16 protein-coding genes are annotated in these 17,275 nt (G+C 64.9%); 12 read left to right on the forward strand and 4 right to left on the reverse strand.

Annotated elements, in window-relative coordinates; genetic code table 11:
* Nucleotides 1–284 precede the first annotated feature (284 nt).
* Together cysC and cysD are read right to left on the reverse strand one after the other, a co-directional pair.
* The gene (gene cysC / locus OWC48_RS11170) at nt 285–2,201 is read right to left on the reverse strand and encodes an adenylyl-sulfate kinase (protein ID WP_282520015.1); all 1,917 of its coding nucleotides are present in this window, start codon (nt 2,199–2,201) and stop codon (nt 285–287) included.
* 20 nt (nt 2,202–2,221) lie between these two features.
* Nucleotides 2,222–3,016 carry a sulfate adenylyltransferase subunit CysD gene (gene cysD, locus OWC48_RS11175; protein ID WP_038933487.1) on the reverse strand — a complete coding sequence of 265 codons (795 nt, stop codon included), beginning with the start codon at nt 3,014–3,016 and terminating at the stop codon, nt 2,222–2,224.
* A 236-nt stretch (nt 3,017–3,252) separates the two neighbouring features.
* Between cysD and cysG the strand changes: the two genes are divergently transcribed.
* From cysG to OWC48_RS11235, 12 genes are all read left to right on the forward strand, one after another.
* A complete protein-coding gene (gene cysG, locus OWC48_RS11180) occupies nt 3,253–4,677 on the forward strand; it encodes a siroheme synthase CysG (RefSeq protein WP_282520016.1) in 1,425 nt (474 codons plus the stop codon).
* Nucleotides 4,674–4,991: a DUF2849 domain-containing protein gene (locus OWC48_RS11185; RefSeq protein ID WP_028148398.1), complete on the forward strand. Its 318-nt coding sequence runs from the start codon at nt 4,674–4,676 to the stop codon at nt 4,989–4,991. Before cysG ends, OWC48_RS11185 begins: the two co-directional genes overlap by 4 nt.
* 11 nt (nt 4,992–5,002) lie before the next feature.
* Nucleotides 5,003–6,658 carry a nitrite/sulfite reductase gene (locus tag OWC48_RS11190; RefSeq protein WP_282520017.1) on the forward strand — a complete coding sequence of 552 codons (1,656 nt, stop codon included), beginning with the start codon at nt 5,003–5,005 and terminating at the stop codon, nt 6,656–6,658.
* Nucleotides 6,645–7,160, forward strand: coding sequence for a DUF934 domain-containing protein (locus OWC48_RS11195; RefSeq protein ID WP_282520018.1), 516 nt, complete (start codon nt 6,645–6,647; stop codon nt 7,158–7,160). Before OWC48_RS11190 ends, OWC48_RS11195 begins: the two co-directional genes overlap by 14 nt.
* Nucleotides 7,157–7,888 (forward strand): phosphoadenylyl-sulfate reductase, encoded by a 732-nt coding sequence (locus OWC48_RS11200; protein WP_282520019.1) that lies wholly within the window; start codon nt 7,157–7,159, stop codon nt 7,886–7,888. The genes OWC48_RS11195 and OWC48_RS11200 overlap by 4 nt, the downstream gene beginning before the upstream one ends.
* Before the next feature lie 124 nt (nt 7,889–8,012).
* Entirely contained in the window at nt 8,013–9,014 is a 1,002-nt protein-coding gene (locus OWC48_RS11205; RefSeq protein ID WP_404979730.1) for a sulfate ABC transporter substrate-binding protein, read from the forward strand.
* 33 nt (nt 9,015–9,047) lie between these two features.
* Nucleotides 9,048–9,884: a sulfate ABC transporter permease subunit CysT gene (cysT, locus tag OWC48_RS11210; RefSeq protein WP_282520021.1), complete on the forward strand. Its 837-nt coding sequence runs from the start codon at nt 9,048–9,050 to the stop codon at nt 9,882–9,884.
* 9 nt (nt 9,885–9,893) lie between these two features.
* A complete protein-coding gene (cysW, locus tag OWC48_RS11215) occupies nt 9,894–10,805 on the forward strand; it encodes a sulfate ABC transporter permease subunit CysW (RefSeq protein WP_282520022.1) in 912 nt (303 codons plus the stop codon).
* On the forward strand, nt 10,795–11,829 hold the full coding sequence (locus OWC48_RS11220; protein WP_282520023.1) for a sulfate ABC transporter ATP-binding protein: 1,035 nt from the start codon (nt 10,795–10,797) through the stop codon (nt 11,827–11,829). The genes cysW and OWC48_RS11220 overlap by 11 nt, the downstream gene beginning before the upstream one ends.
* 92 nt (nt 11,830–11,921) lie before the next feature.
* Nucleotides 11,922–12,425, forward strand: coding sequence for a CAP domain-containing protein (locus tag OWC48_RS11225; RefSeq protein WP_282520024.1), 504 nt, complete (start codon nt 11,922–11,924; stop codon nt 12,423–12,425).
* 78 nt (nt 12,426–12,503) lie between these two features.
* Nucleotides 12,504–13,679 (forward strand): patatin-like phospholipase family protein, encoded by a 1,176-nt coding sequence (locus OWC48_RS11230; RefSeq protein WP_282520025.1) that lies wholly within the window; start codon nt 12,504–12,506, stop codon nt 13,677–13,679.
* 1 nt (nt 13,680) lies between these two features.
* Complete coding sequence (locus OWC48_RS11235; protein ID WP_028148408.1) at nt 13,681–14,469, forward strand: 3-hydroxybutyrate dehydrogenase; 789 nt, start codon at nt 13,681–13,683, stop codon at nt 14,467–14,469.
* A gap of 142 nt (nt 14,470–14,611) precedes the next feature.
* Here OWC48_RS11235 and OWC48_RS11240 read toward each other — a convergent pair whose 3' ends face one another.
* Both OWC48_RS11240 and OWC48_RS11245 read right to left on the reverse strand, forming a co-directional pair.
* Nucleotides 14,612–15,436: a sulfite exporter TauE/SafE family protein gene (locus OWC48_RS11240; RefSeq protein ID WP_071916674.1), complete on the reverse strand. Its 825-nt coding sequence runs from the start codon at nt 15,434–15,436 to the stop codon at nt 14,612–14,614.
* Between the two features lie 190 nt (nt 15,437–15,626).
* A complete protein-coding gene (locus OWC48_RS11245; protein WP_404979732.1) occupies nt 15,627–16,994 on the reverse strand; it encodes a flippase in 1,368 nt (455 codons plus the stop codon).
* Nucleotides 16,995–17,275: the final 281 nt, after the last annotated feature.

Below are 17,275 nucleotides of genomic sequence, written 5' to 3' on the forward strand. Positions count from 1 at the left end.
GTTGGAAATGGCTGTTTTTTGGCTGCTTTTGACCCGACAGCAGCAAAATGCGCCCATAGGGGGCGGCTTTCAGGGCCTATTAGCCCCAAAAAAGAGGCCCTGAGAAGTCCCCCAAAGGTTTGTCAAAATGTCAAGACGAGGTGTGGGACGCTCCACGCACCGGTGTCATTCCCCGCGTAGGCGGGGAATCCAGTACGCCGCGGCTTCTCCGTATTCCAACGCTGTCTCTGGAATACTGGGTCGCCCGGTCAAGCCGGGCGACGACAGCGGGGAATAGGACAGACTCAAATATTCGCGGCGAGGTCCACGAGTTCGTCGAACAGCACGCCGGTGGTCTTCAGCATCCGTTCGATCTCGTCAGCGGCGTCCGCAACCGTGCGGGCCGACGTGTCGATCACGAGCTCGGCAGCCTGCGGTGCTTCGTAGTCATTGCCGATGCCGGTGAACGACGCGAGCGCGCCGGCGCGGGCCTTCTTGTAATGGCCCTTGGGATCGCGATCCTCGCAGACCTCTGCCGGCGTCGCGACATGGATCTCGCGGAACGCGGTGTCGGCGATGCGGCGCGCGGTCGCGCGGTCCTCGCGGGCCGGCGAGACGGCGGCGACAATCGCGATGTGGCCGTTGCGGGCGAGATGGGTCGCGACCTCGGCGAGGCGGCGGATGTTCTCGCTGCGGTCGGCGGCGGAGAATCCGAGATCGTTGTTGAGCCCGGCGCGCAACGTGTCGCCGTCGAGCAGGATCGGCGAGCCGCCATTGGTGAACAGCCGACGTTCCAGCGCCTTCGCCAGCGTCGACTTGCCGGACGCCGGCAGGCCGGTGAGCCAGACCACGGCGCCGTTGTGGCGGTAGCGCGCGGAGCGTTCGTCGGGCCGCAGCGCCGATTCCACCGGCACGATGTCGACCGGCACGGCGCGCTGGCCGGCATCGACCGACAGCACGAGACCACCGCCGGCGATGCGCCCCGAGACTTCGATCACGAGACGGCCGGTGCGCGGATTCTCAGTATAGGGATCGGCGGCAATCGGGCTCGAAAGGGAAATGTCGATCTCGCCGACATGGTTGCGGCCGATCGCCTTGTTCTCGACGCTCGACAGCTCGCCGGGATCGACCGCCTTCTCGATGGCGACGACGGTGGCGCGGCTTTCCTTCGGTCCGCAGCGGACCAGCAGCTGGTCGCCCTTGGCCAGCGGCTTGTCGTGCAGCCAGAAGATCCGCGCGCGCAGGCGGCGCGTCTCGCGCGGTGCGGAGCCGACATGCGCGACGATGTCGCCGCGCTCGATGAACAATTCGTGGTCGAGCGTGATGCCGACCGAGCGGCCCGCGCCCTGCCGTCCTGCGACCGGCGTTACCGGCCAGCTTTCGACGGTCTTGATCTTGGCGATCTTGCCGGCCGGCATGATCACGATCTCGTCGCCGGCAATGAGGCTGCCGGATTCGATGCGGCCCGCCACGATGCGGCGGTCGTCGAACTTGTAGATCGCCTGCACCGGCAGGCGCAGGGCGAGGGCTTCCAGCGGACGCGCCGGCTCGAGCCTATCAAGCGCCCCGACCACGGTCGGACCCTTGTACCAGCCGATGCGGTCGGTGCGCTCCGCGACGCCGTCGCCGTCGCGGGCCGAGATCGGGATCACGGCCGTCGGCGTCACGCCGAGGCCGTTCAGATGCGCCGAGATCTCGTCGCTGATTTCTTTGAAGCGCTCGGCGCTGAAATCGACGCGGTCCATCTTGTTGACGACGATCGCGACCTGCTTCACACCGAGCAGGTGCAGGAGATAGCCGTGCCGACGGGTCTGGTCACGCACGCCTTCGAGCGCGTCGATGATCAGCACCGCGCCGTCCGCCTGCGAGGCGCCGGTGATCATGTTGCGCAGGAATTCGGCATGGCCGGGCGCGTCGATCAGCACGATGTCGCGCGAATTGGTGCGGAAGCGGATCTGCGTGGTGTCGATGGTGATGCCCTGGTCGCGCTCGGTCTGGAGCGCGTCGAGCAGGAACGACCATTCGAACGGCATGCCGCGCCGCGCGCTGACGGCTTTCAGCATCTCGAGCTTGCCGTCGGGCAGGCTGCCTGTCTCGTGCAGCAGGCGCCCGACCAGCGTCGACTTGCCGTGGTCGACATGGCCGACGATGACGATGCGGACCTGCGGACGCGTGGTGCCGTTCGGCGTGGCGGGCGAAGCGGGGGTGACGATCATGTTCATAGCCGCGTTGCGTCCTTGAATCAGAGATAGCCGGCGACGCGCAGACGCTCGAAAGCGTCCTCGGTCTCGTGGTCGAGCGCACGGCCGGCGCGTTCCGGCACCTTGGTCTGCTCGAGCTCGGCCAGGATCTCGTCGATGTTCGACGCGGTCGACGCGACCGGATTGGTGATGTCCTGATCGCCCAGCGAGCGGTAGCGCTTGCCGTTCTGCGATAGATAAAGCGGGATGATCGGGATATTCTCGCGCTTGGTGTAGGCCCAGATGTCGGCCTCGGTCCAATGCAGGATCGGATGGATGCGCAAATGCGCGCCTTGCGGCGGCGACGCATTGAAATGATCCCAAAACTCCGGCGGCTGGTCGCGGACGTCCCAATTGCCTTCGAGCCCGCGGGGCGAGAACACGCGCTCCTTGGCGCGGGTTGCTTCCTCGTCGCGGCGAATGCCAGCGATCAGGCCGTCAAAACCGTATTTGCCGAGTGCCATCTTGAGGCCCTCGGTCTTGCGCGCGGCGGAACGGGCGGCCGGCGGCAGCGTTGGATCGACGGCATCGATCGGCGGGCAGGGCTCGACGCGCAAATCGAGATCCCATTCCTTGCCGTAGTGATCGCGGAAGCGATACATCTCCGGAAACTTCTTGCCGGTATCGACATGGAGGGCCGGGAACGGCAGCCGGCCGAAGAACGCCTTGCGTGCCAGCCAGATCATGACGTTGGAGTCCTTGCCGAGCGACCACAGCAGGGCGATCTTCTTCAGGCGGCCGAAGGCCTCGCGGAAAATGTAGATGCTCTGCGCCTCGAGCTGGTCCAAATGGTCCATGCTGGGGGCGGTCAGCCCGACTGGAATTTGCTCGGAAACGGGAGCCCGGGAGTCCCGTCCATCTGCACCGGAATCGGTCCTGAGAAGATGCATCTCTGCCACTTTGCGTTTGGAGGCGAATTTTCTATAGTTGCGGTGCAGAAGAGAAGAAAAAATTTTCTCTTTGCGCGCTCGAAACGACACATATATAGAAAATAATTCCAGTCAACCCCGGATGTGGGGGAAGCGAGTATCGCATGCGGTTCTTGCCGGTGTTCCTCGATCTCAAGGCCGGTCCGGTGGTCCTCATCGGCGCGGGTGAGCTTTTGCGCGCCAAGCTGCGCGTGCTCGCCGCCGCCGGTGCGCGCATCCGCGTGCATGCGATCGACGGCAATCGGGACCTGAGCCTCAGCTCCGACGACGCTGCGCGGATTGAAATCGCGGCGGGGGACCCGCTCACCGCCGATCTCTCGGGCGTCATCGCCATCGTTTGCGCGGGCGCGGGCGATGTCGGCGTGGCCATGTCGGGCCGCGCCAAGGCGCTCGGCCTGCCCGTCAACGTCATGGACGATTTCGAACATTCCAGCTTCATCTTCCCGGCGATCGTCGATCGTGGCGATGTCGTGGTCGCGGTCGGCACCGGCGGCACCTCGCCGGTGGTGGCGCGGCGGGTGCGCGAGAAGATCGAGGCACTGTTGCCGGCCCGCATCGGCGAGCTCGCCGAGTTCATCGGCGGCTTCCGCAAATCGATCAACGAGCGCATCGCCGAGTTTCCGCTGCGCCGCCGCTTCTGGGAGCGCGTCATCGACGGTCCGATCGGCGCGTCCGTGCTCGCGGGCCGCAAGGGCGAGGCCGACGCCGCGATCAAGGCGATCTCCGATCCGTCCGCGTTCGCGCGTGCCGACAAGCCGGAAGGCTCGGTCGCGCTGGTCGGCGCCGGGCCCGGCGACGCCGACCTTCTCACCATCAAGGCGCTGCGCGCGCTCCAGGATGCCGACATCGTCTTCCATGACGAACTGGTCTCGGGCGAAATTCTCGACCGCATCCGCCGCGACACCACGCGCGTTGCCGTCGGCCGCCGCGTCGGCAAGCCCGGCATCGGCCAGGACGCCATCAACAAGCGCATGATCGAGGCCGCGCAATCCGGCCAGCGCGTGGTGCGGCTGAAGGGCGGCGACCCCCTCGTGTTCGGCCGCGGCGGCGAAGAGGTGGAAGCGTTGCGCGCGGCCGGCGTCGCCTATTCGATCATTCCCGGCATCACCGCGGGGCTCGGCGGCGCCGCCGATTTCGAGGTGCCGCTCACCTATCGTCATGAAGCGACTCGCATCACCTTCCTCACCGCGCACAAGGCGCGCGATGCCGAGAACGTGGACTGGTCGGCGCTGACCGACACCAAAATGACCGTCGTGGTCTACATGGGCACGACCGCTGCCCCCGCGATCCGCGAAGGCTTGTTCGCGGCCGGCCGTTCGCCGGAGACGCCGGTCGGCGTGTTCGCCCGCGTCACGCGGCCGGATGCGCAAGGCGCGATCGGCACGCTGCGCGACCTGCCCGAGCTCGTGCGGCGGACCCATGGCGGTCCCGCCATCCTCATCATCGGCGACGTGGTCCGGCATGCCGGCTCGCTTCGCCGCCAGACACCTCAACACATCATCTCTGACCTATTGGATGCAGCCGAATGACCTCTCCGCTTGAACAGAAGAAGATCAAAATCGCCGGCCCGTCGGTCGTGACCGCCAACCGCACCTGGGACGGCATCGTGGTTTACCGCACCGCCGCCAAGAGCTGGTCCGCGGACCTGTCGGAAGCCGCGATCGTGCGCAACTCGGACGAGGCCAAAGCGTTGCTTGCGGAGTCCGTTGCCGATGACGTCGGCGCGATCGGTCCCTATATCGCACCGGTGCAGGTTGGCGCGGACGGCAAGATCGAACCCGGCAATCTGCGCGAACAGATCCGCCGCACCGGCGTGACTATCGGGTCGTCGGTCCAGGTTTAAGGCACTCTCTTATGTATGCTTACGATGAAATCGACCGCACGCTCGTCAACGAGCGCGTCTCGGAGTTCCGCGACCAGGTGAAGCGGCGCCTTTCCGGCGAGCTCACCGAGGACGAGTTCAAGATCCTGCGGCTTCAGAACGGCGTCTATCTGCAACTGCACGCCTACATGTTCCGCGTCGCGATTCCCTATGGGACGCTGGCGTCGAACCAGTTGCGGGCGCTTGCCCATGTCGCGCGCAAATACGATCGCGGCTACGGCCATTTCACCACGCGGCAGAACATCCAGTTCAACTGGATCAAGCTCGCCGAATTGCCGGATGCTCTCGCCGATCTCGCCGAGGTCGGCATCCATGCGATGCAGACCTCCGGCAATAACATGCGCAACGTCACGTCGGACCAGTGGGCCGGCGTCGCGCCCGGCGAGATCGAGGATCCCCGGATCTGGTCGGAGCTGATCCGCCAGCACACCACGCTGCATCCGGAGTTCTCGTTCCTGCCGCGCAAGTTCAAGATCGCGATCACTGCGTCGGACCACGACCGCGCCGCGATCAAGATCCACGATATCGGCTTGAGGCTGATCAAGAACGAGAAGGGCGAGACCGGCTTCGAGGTGCTGGTCGGCGGCGGTCTCGGCCGCACGCCGTTCATCGGCAAGACCATCAAGCACTTCGTCCACGGCCGCGATATCCTGAGCTACATCGAGGCGATCCTCCGGGTCTACAACCAGTACGGCCGCCGCGACAACATCTACAAGGCGCGCATCAAGATCCTGGTGCACGAGCTCGGGATCGAGAAATTCTCGCGCGAGGTCGAGGAGGAGTGGCAGCACATCCGCAACTCCTCGCTCCAGATCGACGACGAGGTGATCGAGGACATCCGCTCGCGCTTCACCTATCCGTCCTACGAGAAGCTGCCGCACAATCCGGACGAGCTGCGTCAGGCCGCGGCCGATCCTGATTTCGAGGCGTGGCGCAAGAACTCGGTGGCCCCGCACAAGGTGCAGGGCTATTCCATCGTCACGATCTCGCTGAAGCCGATCGGCGCGCCTCCGGGCGATGCCACCGCCGAGCAGATGGACGCGCTCGCCGATCTCGCCGACCGGTACTCCTTCGGCGAGATCCGCGTCGGCCACGAGCAGAACCTCGCGCTGCCGCACGTCGCCAAGCGCGACCTGCCGGCCTTGTGGAAGGCGCTCGACAAGCTCGGGCTGGCGACGCCGAACGTCAATCTGATCACCGACATCATCGCCTGCCCGGGGCTGGACTATTGCTCGCTGGCGAATGCGCGCTCGATCCCGATCGCGCAGGAGCTGACGCGGCGCTTCGCCAACCATGAGCTTGCCAACCTGATCGGCCGTCTGCACATCAACATCTCGGGCTGCATCAATGCCTGCGGCCATCATCATGTCGGCCATATCGGCATTCTCGGCGTCGAGAAGAACGGCGAGGAGGTCTACCAGATCACCATCGGCGGCCGTGCCGACGAGGGTGCTGCGCTGGGCAATCTGATCGGCCCCGGCGTCAAGTTCGACGAGGTCGCCGACGTCGTCGAAGACGTCGTGGAAGCCTATCTTGCGCTGCGCGAGCGGCCCGAAGAGCTGTTCATCGACACGGTGAAGCGCCTCGGCGTCGAACCCTTCAAGGAGCGCGTCTATGCCACTCGTTAACGGCGGAAAAATCGTCGACGACAGTTTTGTCAAACTGGCCGTCGATACGCCGCTGCCCGAGAGCGGCGACATCCTGGTGCCTGCCGAGCGCTTCGTCGGCGAGGCTGAAGCCTTGCTCAAGCGCACCGGCAAGGTCGGTGTGATCTGGCCGAACAATCGCGACATCGACGAGCTCGTGCCCTATCTCGGCAAGGTCGCTACGGTCGCACTGGTGTTCCCGACCTTCCGCGACGGACGCGCCTACAGCCAGGCACGGCTGCTGCGCGAGCGTTACAATTATCGCGGCGATTTGCGTGCAACGGGCCAGATCCTGCGCGACCAGTTCGTGTTCATGCTGCGCGCCGGCTTCGATTCCTTCGAGGTCAAGAAGCAGGCCGATGCGGAAGCCTTCATGCAGACCGCGAAGCGCTATTCGGTGTTCTATCAGCCGACCGGCGACGGCCGCATCACCGCGCTGCACCGGCGGATGCAACTGCGTCACTCCGAAGGTGTCGGCACGTGAACGCAATCGCGCCTCAGGTTTCTTCGGTGTCCACATCCGCGCTGCCCTCGGCGGCGGAGCTCGATCGCGCGCTGCGCGCTGCTTCGCCTGCGGAAGTCATCGCCGCGGCGTTGAAGGCGGTTGGGCGCGAGAAGCTTGCGCTGGTGTCGTCCTTCGGCACGGAATCGGCGACGCTGCTGAAGGTCATGGCCGACGTCGATCCGGCGATCCCCGTGATCTTCCTCGACACCGGCTGGCTGTTCGAGGAGACGTTGGCCTATCGCGACACGCTGATCGCGGAACTCGGCTTGAAGGACGTCCGCTCGATCAGGCCTGCCGAGGAAACGCTGTCGCGCGAAGACCCCGACCGCGACCTTTGGTTCTCCGATCCGGACGCCTGCTGCCGCATCCGCAAGGTCGAGCCGCTCGCGCGTGCGCTGAAGCCGTTCGATGCGTGGCTCAATGGCCGCAAGCGCTTTCAGGGCAATGCGCGCACCGACATTCCGGTGGTCGAGGACGACGGCGTGCGGTTGAAGTTCAACCCCTTCGCCAATGTCTCGCGCGAGGAACTCGAAGCCATTTTCGTCCGCGCCAAATTGCCGCGTCATCCGTTGGTGGAGTCCGGTTTCCTGTCGGTTGGGTGTATGCCTTGCACCAGCAGAACGGCCGAGGGCGAGGATGCACGCGCCGGTCGCTGGCGCGGCCGAGCCAAGACAGAATGCGGCATCCACACGATGAAGACTTCGTAGCACAGTCGAGCTGTTCGGCTACGAACAAGAAAATCCGGTTCCGTTGACTTGAGAGCGTTTCGCCCCGAGTTATGCCCGCGTGCCATCGATGACGATGACGTCGTCGTGGTGAATGGAGATGGACATGATGCGCCGTATCGTTCCGCTCGCGGCAGGGCTGCTCTTGACTGGATTGTTGGCAAGCTCGGCTCTCGCCGCTGACATCAATCTCTTGAACGTGTCGTACGATCCGACGCGTGAGCTCTATGCCGAGTTCAACAAGGCGTTCGCGAATGCCTATCAGAAGGAAACCGGCAAGAGTGTCGAGATCAAGCAGTCGCATGGCGGCAGCGGCTCGCAGGCGCGTGCCGTGATCGACGGATTGCAGGCCGATGTGGTGACGCTCGCGCTTGCCTATGACATCGACGCCGTCGCGAACAAGGGCCTCACCGCGACCGACTGGCAGAAGCGTCTGCCGCAGAATTCATCGCCCTATACCTCGACCATCGTGTTTCTGGTGCGCAAGGGCAATCCGAAGGGCATCAAGGACTGGGACGATTTGCTCAAGACCGGTGTCTCGGTGATCACGCCGAACCCGAAGACCTCCGGCGGGGCGCGCTGGAATTATCTCGCTGCCTGGGGCTTTGCCCAAAAGAAATACGGCTCGGCCGACAAGGCCAAGGACTTCATCGGAAAGCTCTACCAGCAGGTGCCGGTGCTCGACACCGGTGCGCGCGGCGCCACCGTGACCTTCGTCGAGCGCGGCGTCGGCGACGTGCTGCTGGCCTGGGAGAACGAGGCCTATCTCGCCCTGAAGGAGTTTGGTGCGCAGAAGTTCGAGATCGTGGCGCCGCCGCAATCGATCCTCGCCGAGCCGCCGGTCGCGATCGTCGACAAGGTTGCCGATAAAAAAGGCACCCGCAACGCAGCCGATGCCTACCTCCAGTATTGGTATACCAAGGAAGGTCAAGAAATCGCCGCGCGCAATTTCTACCGTCCGCGCGACGCAGAGATCGCCAAGAAGTACGCAAACTCCTTCGCCAAGGTCGAACTGTTCACGATCGACGACGTTTTCGGCGGCTGGACCAAGGCGCAGAAGGAACATTTTGCCGACGGCGGCGTCTTTGATCAGATCTACAAGAACTGATCGGGCGCCGTCTTAGGAGTAGCAGGGGGCCTGGTGAGCGTACTTGCAGCACGACGACGGACATTGCCGGGCTTCGGTCTCACGATGGGACTGACGCTTTCCTGGCTCTCCATCATCATCCTGATTCCGCTGGCCGGGCTGTTCCTGAAATCGCTGGAGCTCAGCCCCGAGCAATTCTGGAACATCCTGTCCAGCCGCCGCACCCTCAACGCCTTGCGCGTCTCCTTCGGCCTCGCCTTTGCGGCGGCCTGCGTCAATCTCGTCATGGGCAGCATCATCGTCTGGGCGCTGGTGCGTTACCGCTTCCCCGGACGCCGGCTGTTTGACGCCATCGTCGACGTGCCGTTCGCGCTGCCGACGGCGGTCGCCGGCGTCGCGCTGACGGCGCTGTTTGCCGAGACGGGCTGGCTGGGCGCGCCGCTCGCCGCGCTCGGCATCAAGGTGGCGTTCACGCCGATCGGCATCTTCGTCGCCATGATCTTCATCGGTATCCCCTTCGTGGTGCGCACCGTGCAGCCGGTGCTCCAGGACCTCGACCCCGAGATCGAGGAAGCCGCCGGCAGCCTCGGCGCCAGCCGCTGGCAGACCATCATCCGCGTGATCCTGCCCTCGCTCGGGCCGGCGTTGCTCACCGGCCTCGCGCTCGCCTTCGCCCGCGCGGTCGGCGAATACGGCTCGGTGATCTTCATCGCCGGCAATCTGCCGAATGTCTCCGAGATCGCCCCGCTCCTGATCGTGATCCGGCTATCCGAGTTCCGCTATGCCGACGCGACCGCCATCGCCGTGGTCATGCTCGTCGTCTCCTTCGTCATCATCTTCGCCGTCAACCGGCTCCAGCGCTGGGCGCAGAGCCGGATCCCGGCGCGCTGAGGGCGGATCATGACGATGCAGATCGCAGATTCCGTCTCGCTGCCTTCGACCGATGCGCGCGCACGTGCGCACGCCGTTGCGGCACGCGACAGCCTCCGCACCGAGCCGCCGGCAATACGTATCGCCATCATCGCGATGGCGGTGATCTTCCTCAGCGTCTTCGTCGTGCTGCCGCTGGTTCTGGTATTCGCGCAGGCCTTTTCGAGAGGCGTTCTCGCCTATTTCTCTGCGCTTGCCGAGCCGGAAGCGCTGGCTGCAATCAAGCTGACGTTGATCGTGGCGGCGATCTCGGTCGGCCTCAATCTCGTATTCGGCCTCGTCGCGGCATGGGCCATCGCCAAGTTCGAGTTTAGCGGCAAGACCTTCCTGATCACGCTGATCGACCTGCCGTTCTCGGTGAGCCCGGTGATCTCGGGCCTCGTCTTCGTGCTGCTGTTCGGCGCGCAGGGCTATTTCGGCAGCTGGCTTAGGGATCACGATATCCAGATCCTGTTCGCAGTGCCAGGCATCGCGCTCGCCACCACCTTCGTGACCTTCCCGTTCGTGGCGCGCGCGCTGATCCCCCTGATGCAGGAGCAGGGCACGCAGGAGGAGGAGGCCGCGATCTCGCTCGGCGCCTCCGGCCTGCAGACCTTCTTCCGCGTCACCCTGCCCAACATCAAATGGGGCGTGCTCTACGGCGTGCTGCTCTGCAACGCGCGCGCGATGGGCGAATTCGGCGCCGTGTCGGTGGTATCAGGACACATTCGCGGCGAGACCAACACCATGCCGCTGCTGGTCGAGATTCTCTACAACGAGTACCAGTTCGTCGCTGCGTTTGCGATCGCCTCGCTGCTGGCGATGCTGGCCCTGATCACGCTGATCGCCAAGACCGTTCTCGAACGTCACCTCGACGAAGGACACGACGCAAGTGACCATTGAAGTCAGGAATCTCGTCAAGCAGTTCGGCAGCTTCAAAGCCCTCGATGGCGTCGATCTCAAGGTCGACAATGGCGAGCTCCTGGCGCTGCTCGGTCCGTCCGGCTCCGGCAAGACCACGTTGCTGCGCATCATCGCCGGCCTCGACTGGCCCGATTCCGGCGAGGTCTCCTTCAATGGCGAGGATGCGCTGGCGCAGGGCGCGCGCGAACGGAACGTCGGCTTCGTGTTCCAGCACTACGCGCTGTTCCGCCACATGACGGTGTTCGAGAACGTCGCCTTCGGCCTGCGCGTGCAGCCGCGCGCCAGCCGCAAGGACGAGCCCACCATTCGTGCGCGCGTCAAGGAGTTGCTCGATCTCGTGCAGCTCGACTGGCTCGCCGACCGCTATCCGAGCCAGCTCTCCGGGGGCCAGCGCCAGCGCATCGCACTCGCCCGCGCGCTCGCGATCGAGCCGCGCATCCTCCTGCTCGACGAGCCCTTCGGCGCGCTCGATGCCAAGGTGCGCAAGGAGTTGCGCCGATGGCTCCGCTCGCTGCACCAGGAGATCAACGTCACCTCGATCTTCGTCACCCACGATCAGGAGGAGGCGCTCGAAGTCGCCAACCGCGTCGTGGTGATGGACAAGGGCAGGATCGAACAGATCGGCTCGCCCGACGACGTCTATGAAAGCCCGGCGACCGCCTTCGTCCACGGCTTCATCGGCGAATCCATCGAGCTGCCGGTCCAGGTCGAAGGCGGCGTCATCAGGCTCGGCGACCGGCCGCTCAATCTTGCAGTAGACGGCTTGGTGTCTGGCGCGTCAAAACTGTTCGTGCGGCGACATGACATGCTGGTCGGCCCGCCCGGAAGCGGTGCCTTCGAGGGCGCCGTGCAGCACGTCCGGAATTTCGGCCCGGTGCAGCGGGCCGAGGTGGCCCTGTCCGGCGGCGAGACCATCGAGATCGACGCCCCCCGCGACAGGGAACTGCGCGCCGGCGATACGATCGGCCTCAAACCGCGCCGCTACCGGATATTTGCGGGCTAGGCGCCGCGGCCAAAAGCTCAAATCTTCCTCAATATTCACCTTTCAGCCACGGTTGGTATGCAACAACGGCCCCTCATTGGGGGCTCCTGGAAATGCGCGCCGCGGCCGCGATATCAATTGCTTTGCTTCTCGCCGGCTGCGCCGGCAACGAAGCACCGGTCCAGCAGCCGACCATGTATGCCGACATGTCGGTCCCGGGCGCCAAGCTCGATGCGCAGGCGGCAGCGATCATGATCTCGCAATACCGCCAGAACAACGCCCTCGGCACCGTCGTGATCGACCCCGATCTGATGCGGCTCGCCGAATCCCAGTCCCAGGCCATGGCGGCGGCCAACAAGATGGACCATGACGTCCGCGCCCCGCTGGCCAAGCGCCTCAGCGCGGGCGGCTATCCGGCAACGGTGGCGGTCGAGAACGTCTCGGCCGGCTATCATACGCTGGCGGAAGCGTTTTCCGGCTGGCGCGACTCGCCCCCGCACCGGGCCAACATGCTCAAGAGCGGTGTCACAAAACTGGGCATCGCGGCGGGCTATGCTCCGGGCACCAAATACAAGGTGTTCTGGACCATGATCCTGGCCTCGACCGACCCCCGATAAGCCAGACTTGATCCCGGGATGCATTGACGCCGCGGGGGACTGTCGCCACGGTGGCTCGCCTTTTGCTATTGTTCCCAGATGACAGATCATAGCCCGGAAGTCGCAACAGTCCCCGCGAAGGCGCAGCGCGTCCTGGTCCTCCAGGGCGGTGGGGCGCTCGGCTCCTATCAGGCCGGCGCCTATCAGGCGCTGTGCCATTTCGACTTCGAGCCGGAATGGGTCGCCGGCATCTCGATCGGCGCGGTCAACGCCGCCATCATCGCCGGCAATGACGGACACACCCGCATCAAGCGGCTCAAGGAATTCTGGGAGATGGTGTCGGCGCCGGTGCCGTGGAAGCCGATCGGCAAGAGCGATCACAGCCGCGAGCTGTTCAACTCGACCAGTGCCGCATTGATCGCGACCTTCGGGGTGCCCGGTTTCTTCACGCCGCGCATTCCGCCCGCGCCGCTCTGGCCGCCCGGCAGCAAGCAGGCCGAGAGCTATTACGACACCGCGCCGCTGAAGAAGACGCTGGAGCGCCTGGTCGATTTCGACCGCATCAACGATCTGAAGACGCGGCTGTCGGTCGGCGCCGTCGGCGTCACCTCGGGCAACTTCAAATATTTCGACAATTACGAGTTCAAGAAGCTCGGCAAGACCATCGGCCCCGAGCACATCATGGCCTCCGGCGCGCTGCCGCCGGGCTTTCCGTCCGTCGTGATCGAAGGCGAGCACTACTGGGACGGCGGCATCGCCTCCAACACACCGCTCGACTACGTGCTCGATGCCGAGATCGCTCGCGACATGCTGATCTTCCAGGTCGATCTGTTCAGCGCCCGCGGCGATCTGCCGAATTCGCTGCTCGAGGCGACCGAGCGCGAGAAGGACATCCGCTTCTCCAGCCGAACGCGGATGAACACCGACAAGAACAAGCAGATCCACAACGCCCGCAGGGCCGTGCGCGACCTGATCGGCAAATTGCCGGACTATCTGAAGAACGACCCGTCCGTCGAATTCCTCGCGAAGGTGTCGCGCGAAAGCACCGTCACCGTGGTGCACCTGATCTATCGCAGCAAGAACTACGAATCCTCGTCGAAGGATTACGACTTCTCGCATGTCGGCATGGTCGAGCATTGGGAAGCCGGCGTGCGCGACGTGCATCTGTCGATGCGCCATAAGGACTGGCTCGAGCGGCCGCAGTCCGGCGAGACCATGGTGACCTACGATCTCACGGGGGACGTCACCGCGCCCCCGCCAAAAAGGAGCGAATAACATGGGTAGTCTGTCAGGCAAGAACGCCGTCGTGACCGGTTCGACCAGCGGCATCGGGCTCGCCTATGCGCGCGCCTTCGCCGCCGCTGGGGCCAATGTCGTCATCAACGGCTTCGGCTCGCCGGAAGACATCGAGAAGGAGCGCGCCAAGATCGAGTCCGACTTCGGCGTGAAGGCGGTGTACTCGCCGGCCGACATGACCAAGCCCGCCGAGATCGCCGGGATGATCGCGCTCGGCGAGAAGTCGTTTGGCTCCGTCGACGTCCTCGTCAACAATGCCGGCATCCAGTTCGTCTCGCCGATCGAGGAATTCCCGGTCGAGAAGTGGGACCAGATCATCGCGATCAACCTGTCCTCGGCTTTCCATGCCATCCGCGCGGCGGTGCCCGGCATGAAGAAGAAGGGCTGGGGCCGTATCATCAACACGGCGTCGGCGCACTCGCTGGTCGCCTCGCCCTTCAAGTCCGCCTATGTGTCGGCCAAGCACGGCATCGCCGGCCTGACCAAGACCGTGGCGCTCGAGGTCGCGACCCACAAGATCACCTGCAACTGCATCAGCCCCGGCTATGTCTGGACGCCGCTGGTGGAGAAGCAGATCCCCGACACGATGAAGGCGCGCAACCTCACGCGCGAGCAGGTCATCAACGACGTGCTGCTCGACGCGCAGCCGACCAAGGAGTTCGTCACCTCCGAGCAGGTCGCAGCCCTCGCGCTGTTCCTGTGCGGCGACGACGCCGCGCAGATCACCGGCACCAACCTGTCGATCGACGGCGGCTGGACGGCGGAGTAACGACCGGTGTCATGCCCCGGCTTGACCGGGGCATCCAGTACGCCGCGGCGGAAGTTGCAAGAGCGAGTTCGCCAACGTTAGGCTCTGGAGTACTGGATCGCCCGGTCAAGCCGGGCGATGACAGCTAGGGCGGGTGGCTGGCCTAATGCGTCCAGGCCAGCGCCGTCACGATCGCGGACGACAGGTTCAGCTCCGCGAACATGATCTTGCCGGCGACCACGAACAGCACGCAGGCAAGCGTCAGGCGCAGCACCGTCTCGGGGACGCGCGTCGCACTGAGGCTGCCGACGATGATGCCGGGCAGCGAGCCCAGCAGCAGCACGCCCATCAGGGCCCAATCCACATCGCCAAGCGCCCAATGTCCGATGCCCGCGACCAGCGTCAGCGGCACCGCATGCGCGATGTCCGAGCCGACGATGGTCGCCATCGGCAGGCGCGGATAGAGCAGCAGCAGCACGGTGACGCCGACCGCTCCGGCACCGACGGACGAGATCGACACCAGCACGCCGAGCACGATGCCGGTGACGACGGTCGCGATGGCCGTGGTGCGCTCATTGACCTGCTCGAGGCGCTTCCGATAGCGCTCCATGAGAGCCTTGCGGAAGATCAGCGAGGTCGCGGTCAGCAGCAGTGCAAAGCACAGCACCAGATTGACCAGGCTGCGCTCGGAATCGCTCCTGAGGTCGAGCTTCCACAGCACGAGCAGCGTCAGCGCGCTCGCCGGGATGCTGCCGCAGGCGAGCCGCAGCACGGCGGGCCAGTGCACGCTCCGCGACCAGCCATGCACCACGCTGCCGCCGGTCTTGGTGGCGGCGGCATAGAGCAGGTCGGTGCCGACGGCGGTGGAGGGGTGGATGCCGAACAGCAGGATCAGCAGCGGCGTCATCAGCGAGCCGCCGCCCACGCCGGTCATCCCGACAAGCAGGCCGACGCCAAATCCGGAGGCGACATAGAGTGGATCAATCATGTCTGGGGAATCTTAGGTTTATCTCGTCGGTTGAGCAATATGACGTAGAATAAAATTTCCCTGAAGCGCAACCGTTTGGGTTGAATAAGAATAATCTTGCTACGGACGGTGGGCGGGGAGGGGGTTTCAGTCGCCGCTGCGCAAGGCGCGAAACAGCCATTCTCCAGGCCGGCAACCCGGGTGGCAGCGCCTATTTGCCAAACGCCAGCACGTGCAGGCCGAGCCGCTGGCGCACGATCCAGAACAGCAGCACTGTCTCGAATGTCAGCGAGATCGAGGTCGCAGCCGCGGCGCCGTGACCGCCGAAGCTCGGCACCAGCGCGATGCAGAGCACGACGTTCATCACGAAGGCCAGCGCGTAGGCCAGCGCGCAGATCTTCTGCTGGCCGAGCATGTTAAGCAGGCGCTCGACCGGTCCAATCGCGGCGCGCACCACGAGGCCGATCGCGGCGACGAACATGATGTCGTAGCCAACCGTGAATTGCGGGCCGAACAGCCAGAGCAGCGGCTTGCCAAGCGCAAGCAGCACGATTGTCGCTGCCAGCGACGGCCAGAACGTCCAGTTGATGGCATGCGCGACATAGGCCGACAGGCGCGCCTTGTCGCCGAGCGCGTTGTACTCGGCGAAGCGATGCGCGGTGGTCGCCGACATCGCGTAGTGGATGAACGAGACCAAAGCGAGCGTCTTCACCACCGCGAAATAGACACCGACCTCGTCCGACGGGCGGAACTGCTGAAGCACCAGCACGTCGGTATAGGACAGCAGCAGGTAAAAGCTCTCGACCAGCAGGATCGGCAGCGAGACGGCGAGCCAGCCGCCGATGTCGTAGGTTTTGGGGCCTGGCTCGATATGATCGGCGAGCTTGCGGTTCAGCACCACCATCTGCCCGGTCATCGCGATCCACACCGCGCCGGCGCTCGCGACCATCGCGGCGACCGCGCCGAGATGATAGCCGAGCAGGAAGGCAGCGGCCGTGATGCCGATGATCAGCGCCTGGCGGATGATGAATTGCGGCATCAAACCGAGCTGCATCCAGTCATGCGAGCGCGCGATGCCGTCCTGGGTGTTGGCGACGACGAAGGCGGGCAGCGTCATGCAGCCGATATAGAGCGGCAGCACCTCGGCCGGATTAATCCAGGGCGAGAGCAGCTTGACGATACCGGCGAGCCCCAGCGACACCAGCGTGGACGCGGCAAAGGTCAGCCAGCGGCTGCCGGAGAGAAAGCCGCGCAGCAGCGCATGCTCACCGCTGGTGCGATACTCGGGAATGATCTTTTGCGCGGAGGCCGAGATGCCGAAATCCATCATGCTGCCGAGCAGCAGCACCCAGGTCCAGACATAGACGTAGATGCCGTAGTCGGACGTCCCCATCCAGCGCGCGAGCAGAACCTGCGAGAAATAGGCGAGGCCTGCGCTGATCACCCGGATGATGAAGATGGTGCCGGCCAACCGCCGCGTCAGCGACGCCTCGTTCGACCCGCCCGTCAGCTTCGCGCGCAGCCGCGCGACGAGGCCGGCAGGTCCGGTCGTTGCGGGTTCTGCATCCATCACGGCCAATTCGAGATCCCCAGGGCGTCCGTATCAGGCGTCCCGCATGCTGCGGCAGGCCTGATGCGGTAGCCCTTGGGGATTAGCAACCATTCGTTAAGATTGGGTTGGGTGAGGCATGCTGCCGCTCCAGCCACCGGCGTCGTCCCCGCCTAGTGCGCAATTGCGCACGGGGGCGGGGACCCATAACCCCAGGGAGACATTGTTGCGCTGGCTGGCAACTCCGAGTCCTCGCCAAACCACTCCCTGTGGCTATGGGTCCCGGGCTTTCGCTGCGCGCGCCCCGGGAC

Source organism: Bradyrhizobium sp. Arg816 (assembly GCF_029989365.1).
In the GTDB taxonomy this organism is placed as follows: Bacteria; Pseudomonadota; Alphaproteobacteria; order Rhizobiales; family Xanthobacteraceae; genus Bradyrhizobium.

Excerpts from the sequence above, each read along its gene's own strand:
- cysD (WP_038933487.1), bottom strand. The coding sequence starts at position 3,016 with ATGGACCATTTGGACCAGCTCGAGGCGCAGAGCATCTACATTTTCCGC.
- OWC48_RS11195 (WP_282520018.1), top strand. The coding sequence starts at position 6,645 with ATGCCACTCGTTAACGGCGGAAAAATCGTCGACGACAGTTTTGTCAAA.
- OWC48_RS11235 (WP_028148408.1), top strand. The coding sequence starts at position 13,681 with ATGGGTAGTCTGTCAGGCAAGAACGCCGTCGTGACCGGTTCGACCAGC.
- OWC48_RS11205 (WP_404979730.1), top strand. The coding sequence starts at position 8,013 with ATGATGCGCCGTATCGTTCCGCTCGCGGCAGGGCTGCTCTTGACTGGA.
- cysW (WP_282520022.1), top strand. The coding sequence starts at position 9,894 with ATGACGATGCAGATCGCAGATTCCGTCTCGCTGCCTTCGACCGATGCG.
- OWC48_RS11190 (WP_282520017.1), top strand. The coding sequence starts at position 5,003 with ATGTATGCTTACGATGAAATCGACCGCACGCTCGTCAACGAGCGCGTC.
- cysC (WP_282520015.1), bottom strand. The coding sequence starts at position 2,201 with ATGAACATGATCGTCACCCCCGCTTCGCCCGCCACGCCGAACGGCACC.
- OWC48_RS11225 (WP_282520024.1), top strand. The coding sequence starts at position 11,922 with ATGCGCGCCGCGGCCGCGATATCAATTGCTTTGCTTCTCGCCGGCTGC.
- OWC48_RS11230 (WP_282520025.1), top strand. The coding sequence starts at position 12,504 with ATGACAGATCATAGCCCGGAAGTCGCAACAGTCCCCGCGAAGGCGCAG.
- OWC48_RS11185 (WP_028148398.1), top strand. The coding sequence starts at position 4,674 with ATGACCTCTCCGCTTGAACAGAAGAAGATCAAAATCGCCGGCCCGTCG.
- cysG (WP_282520016.1), top strand. The coding sequence starts at position 3,253 with ATGCGGTTCTTGCCGGTGTTCCTCGATCTCAAGGCCGGTCCGGTGGTC.
- OWC48_RS11240 (WP_071916674.1), bottom strand. The coding sequence starts at position 15,436 with ATGATTGATCCACTCTATGTCGCCTCCGGATTTGGCGTCGGCCTGCTT.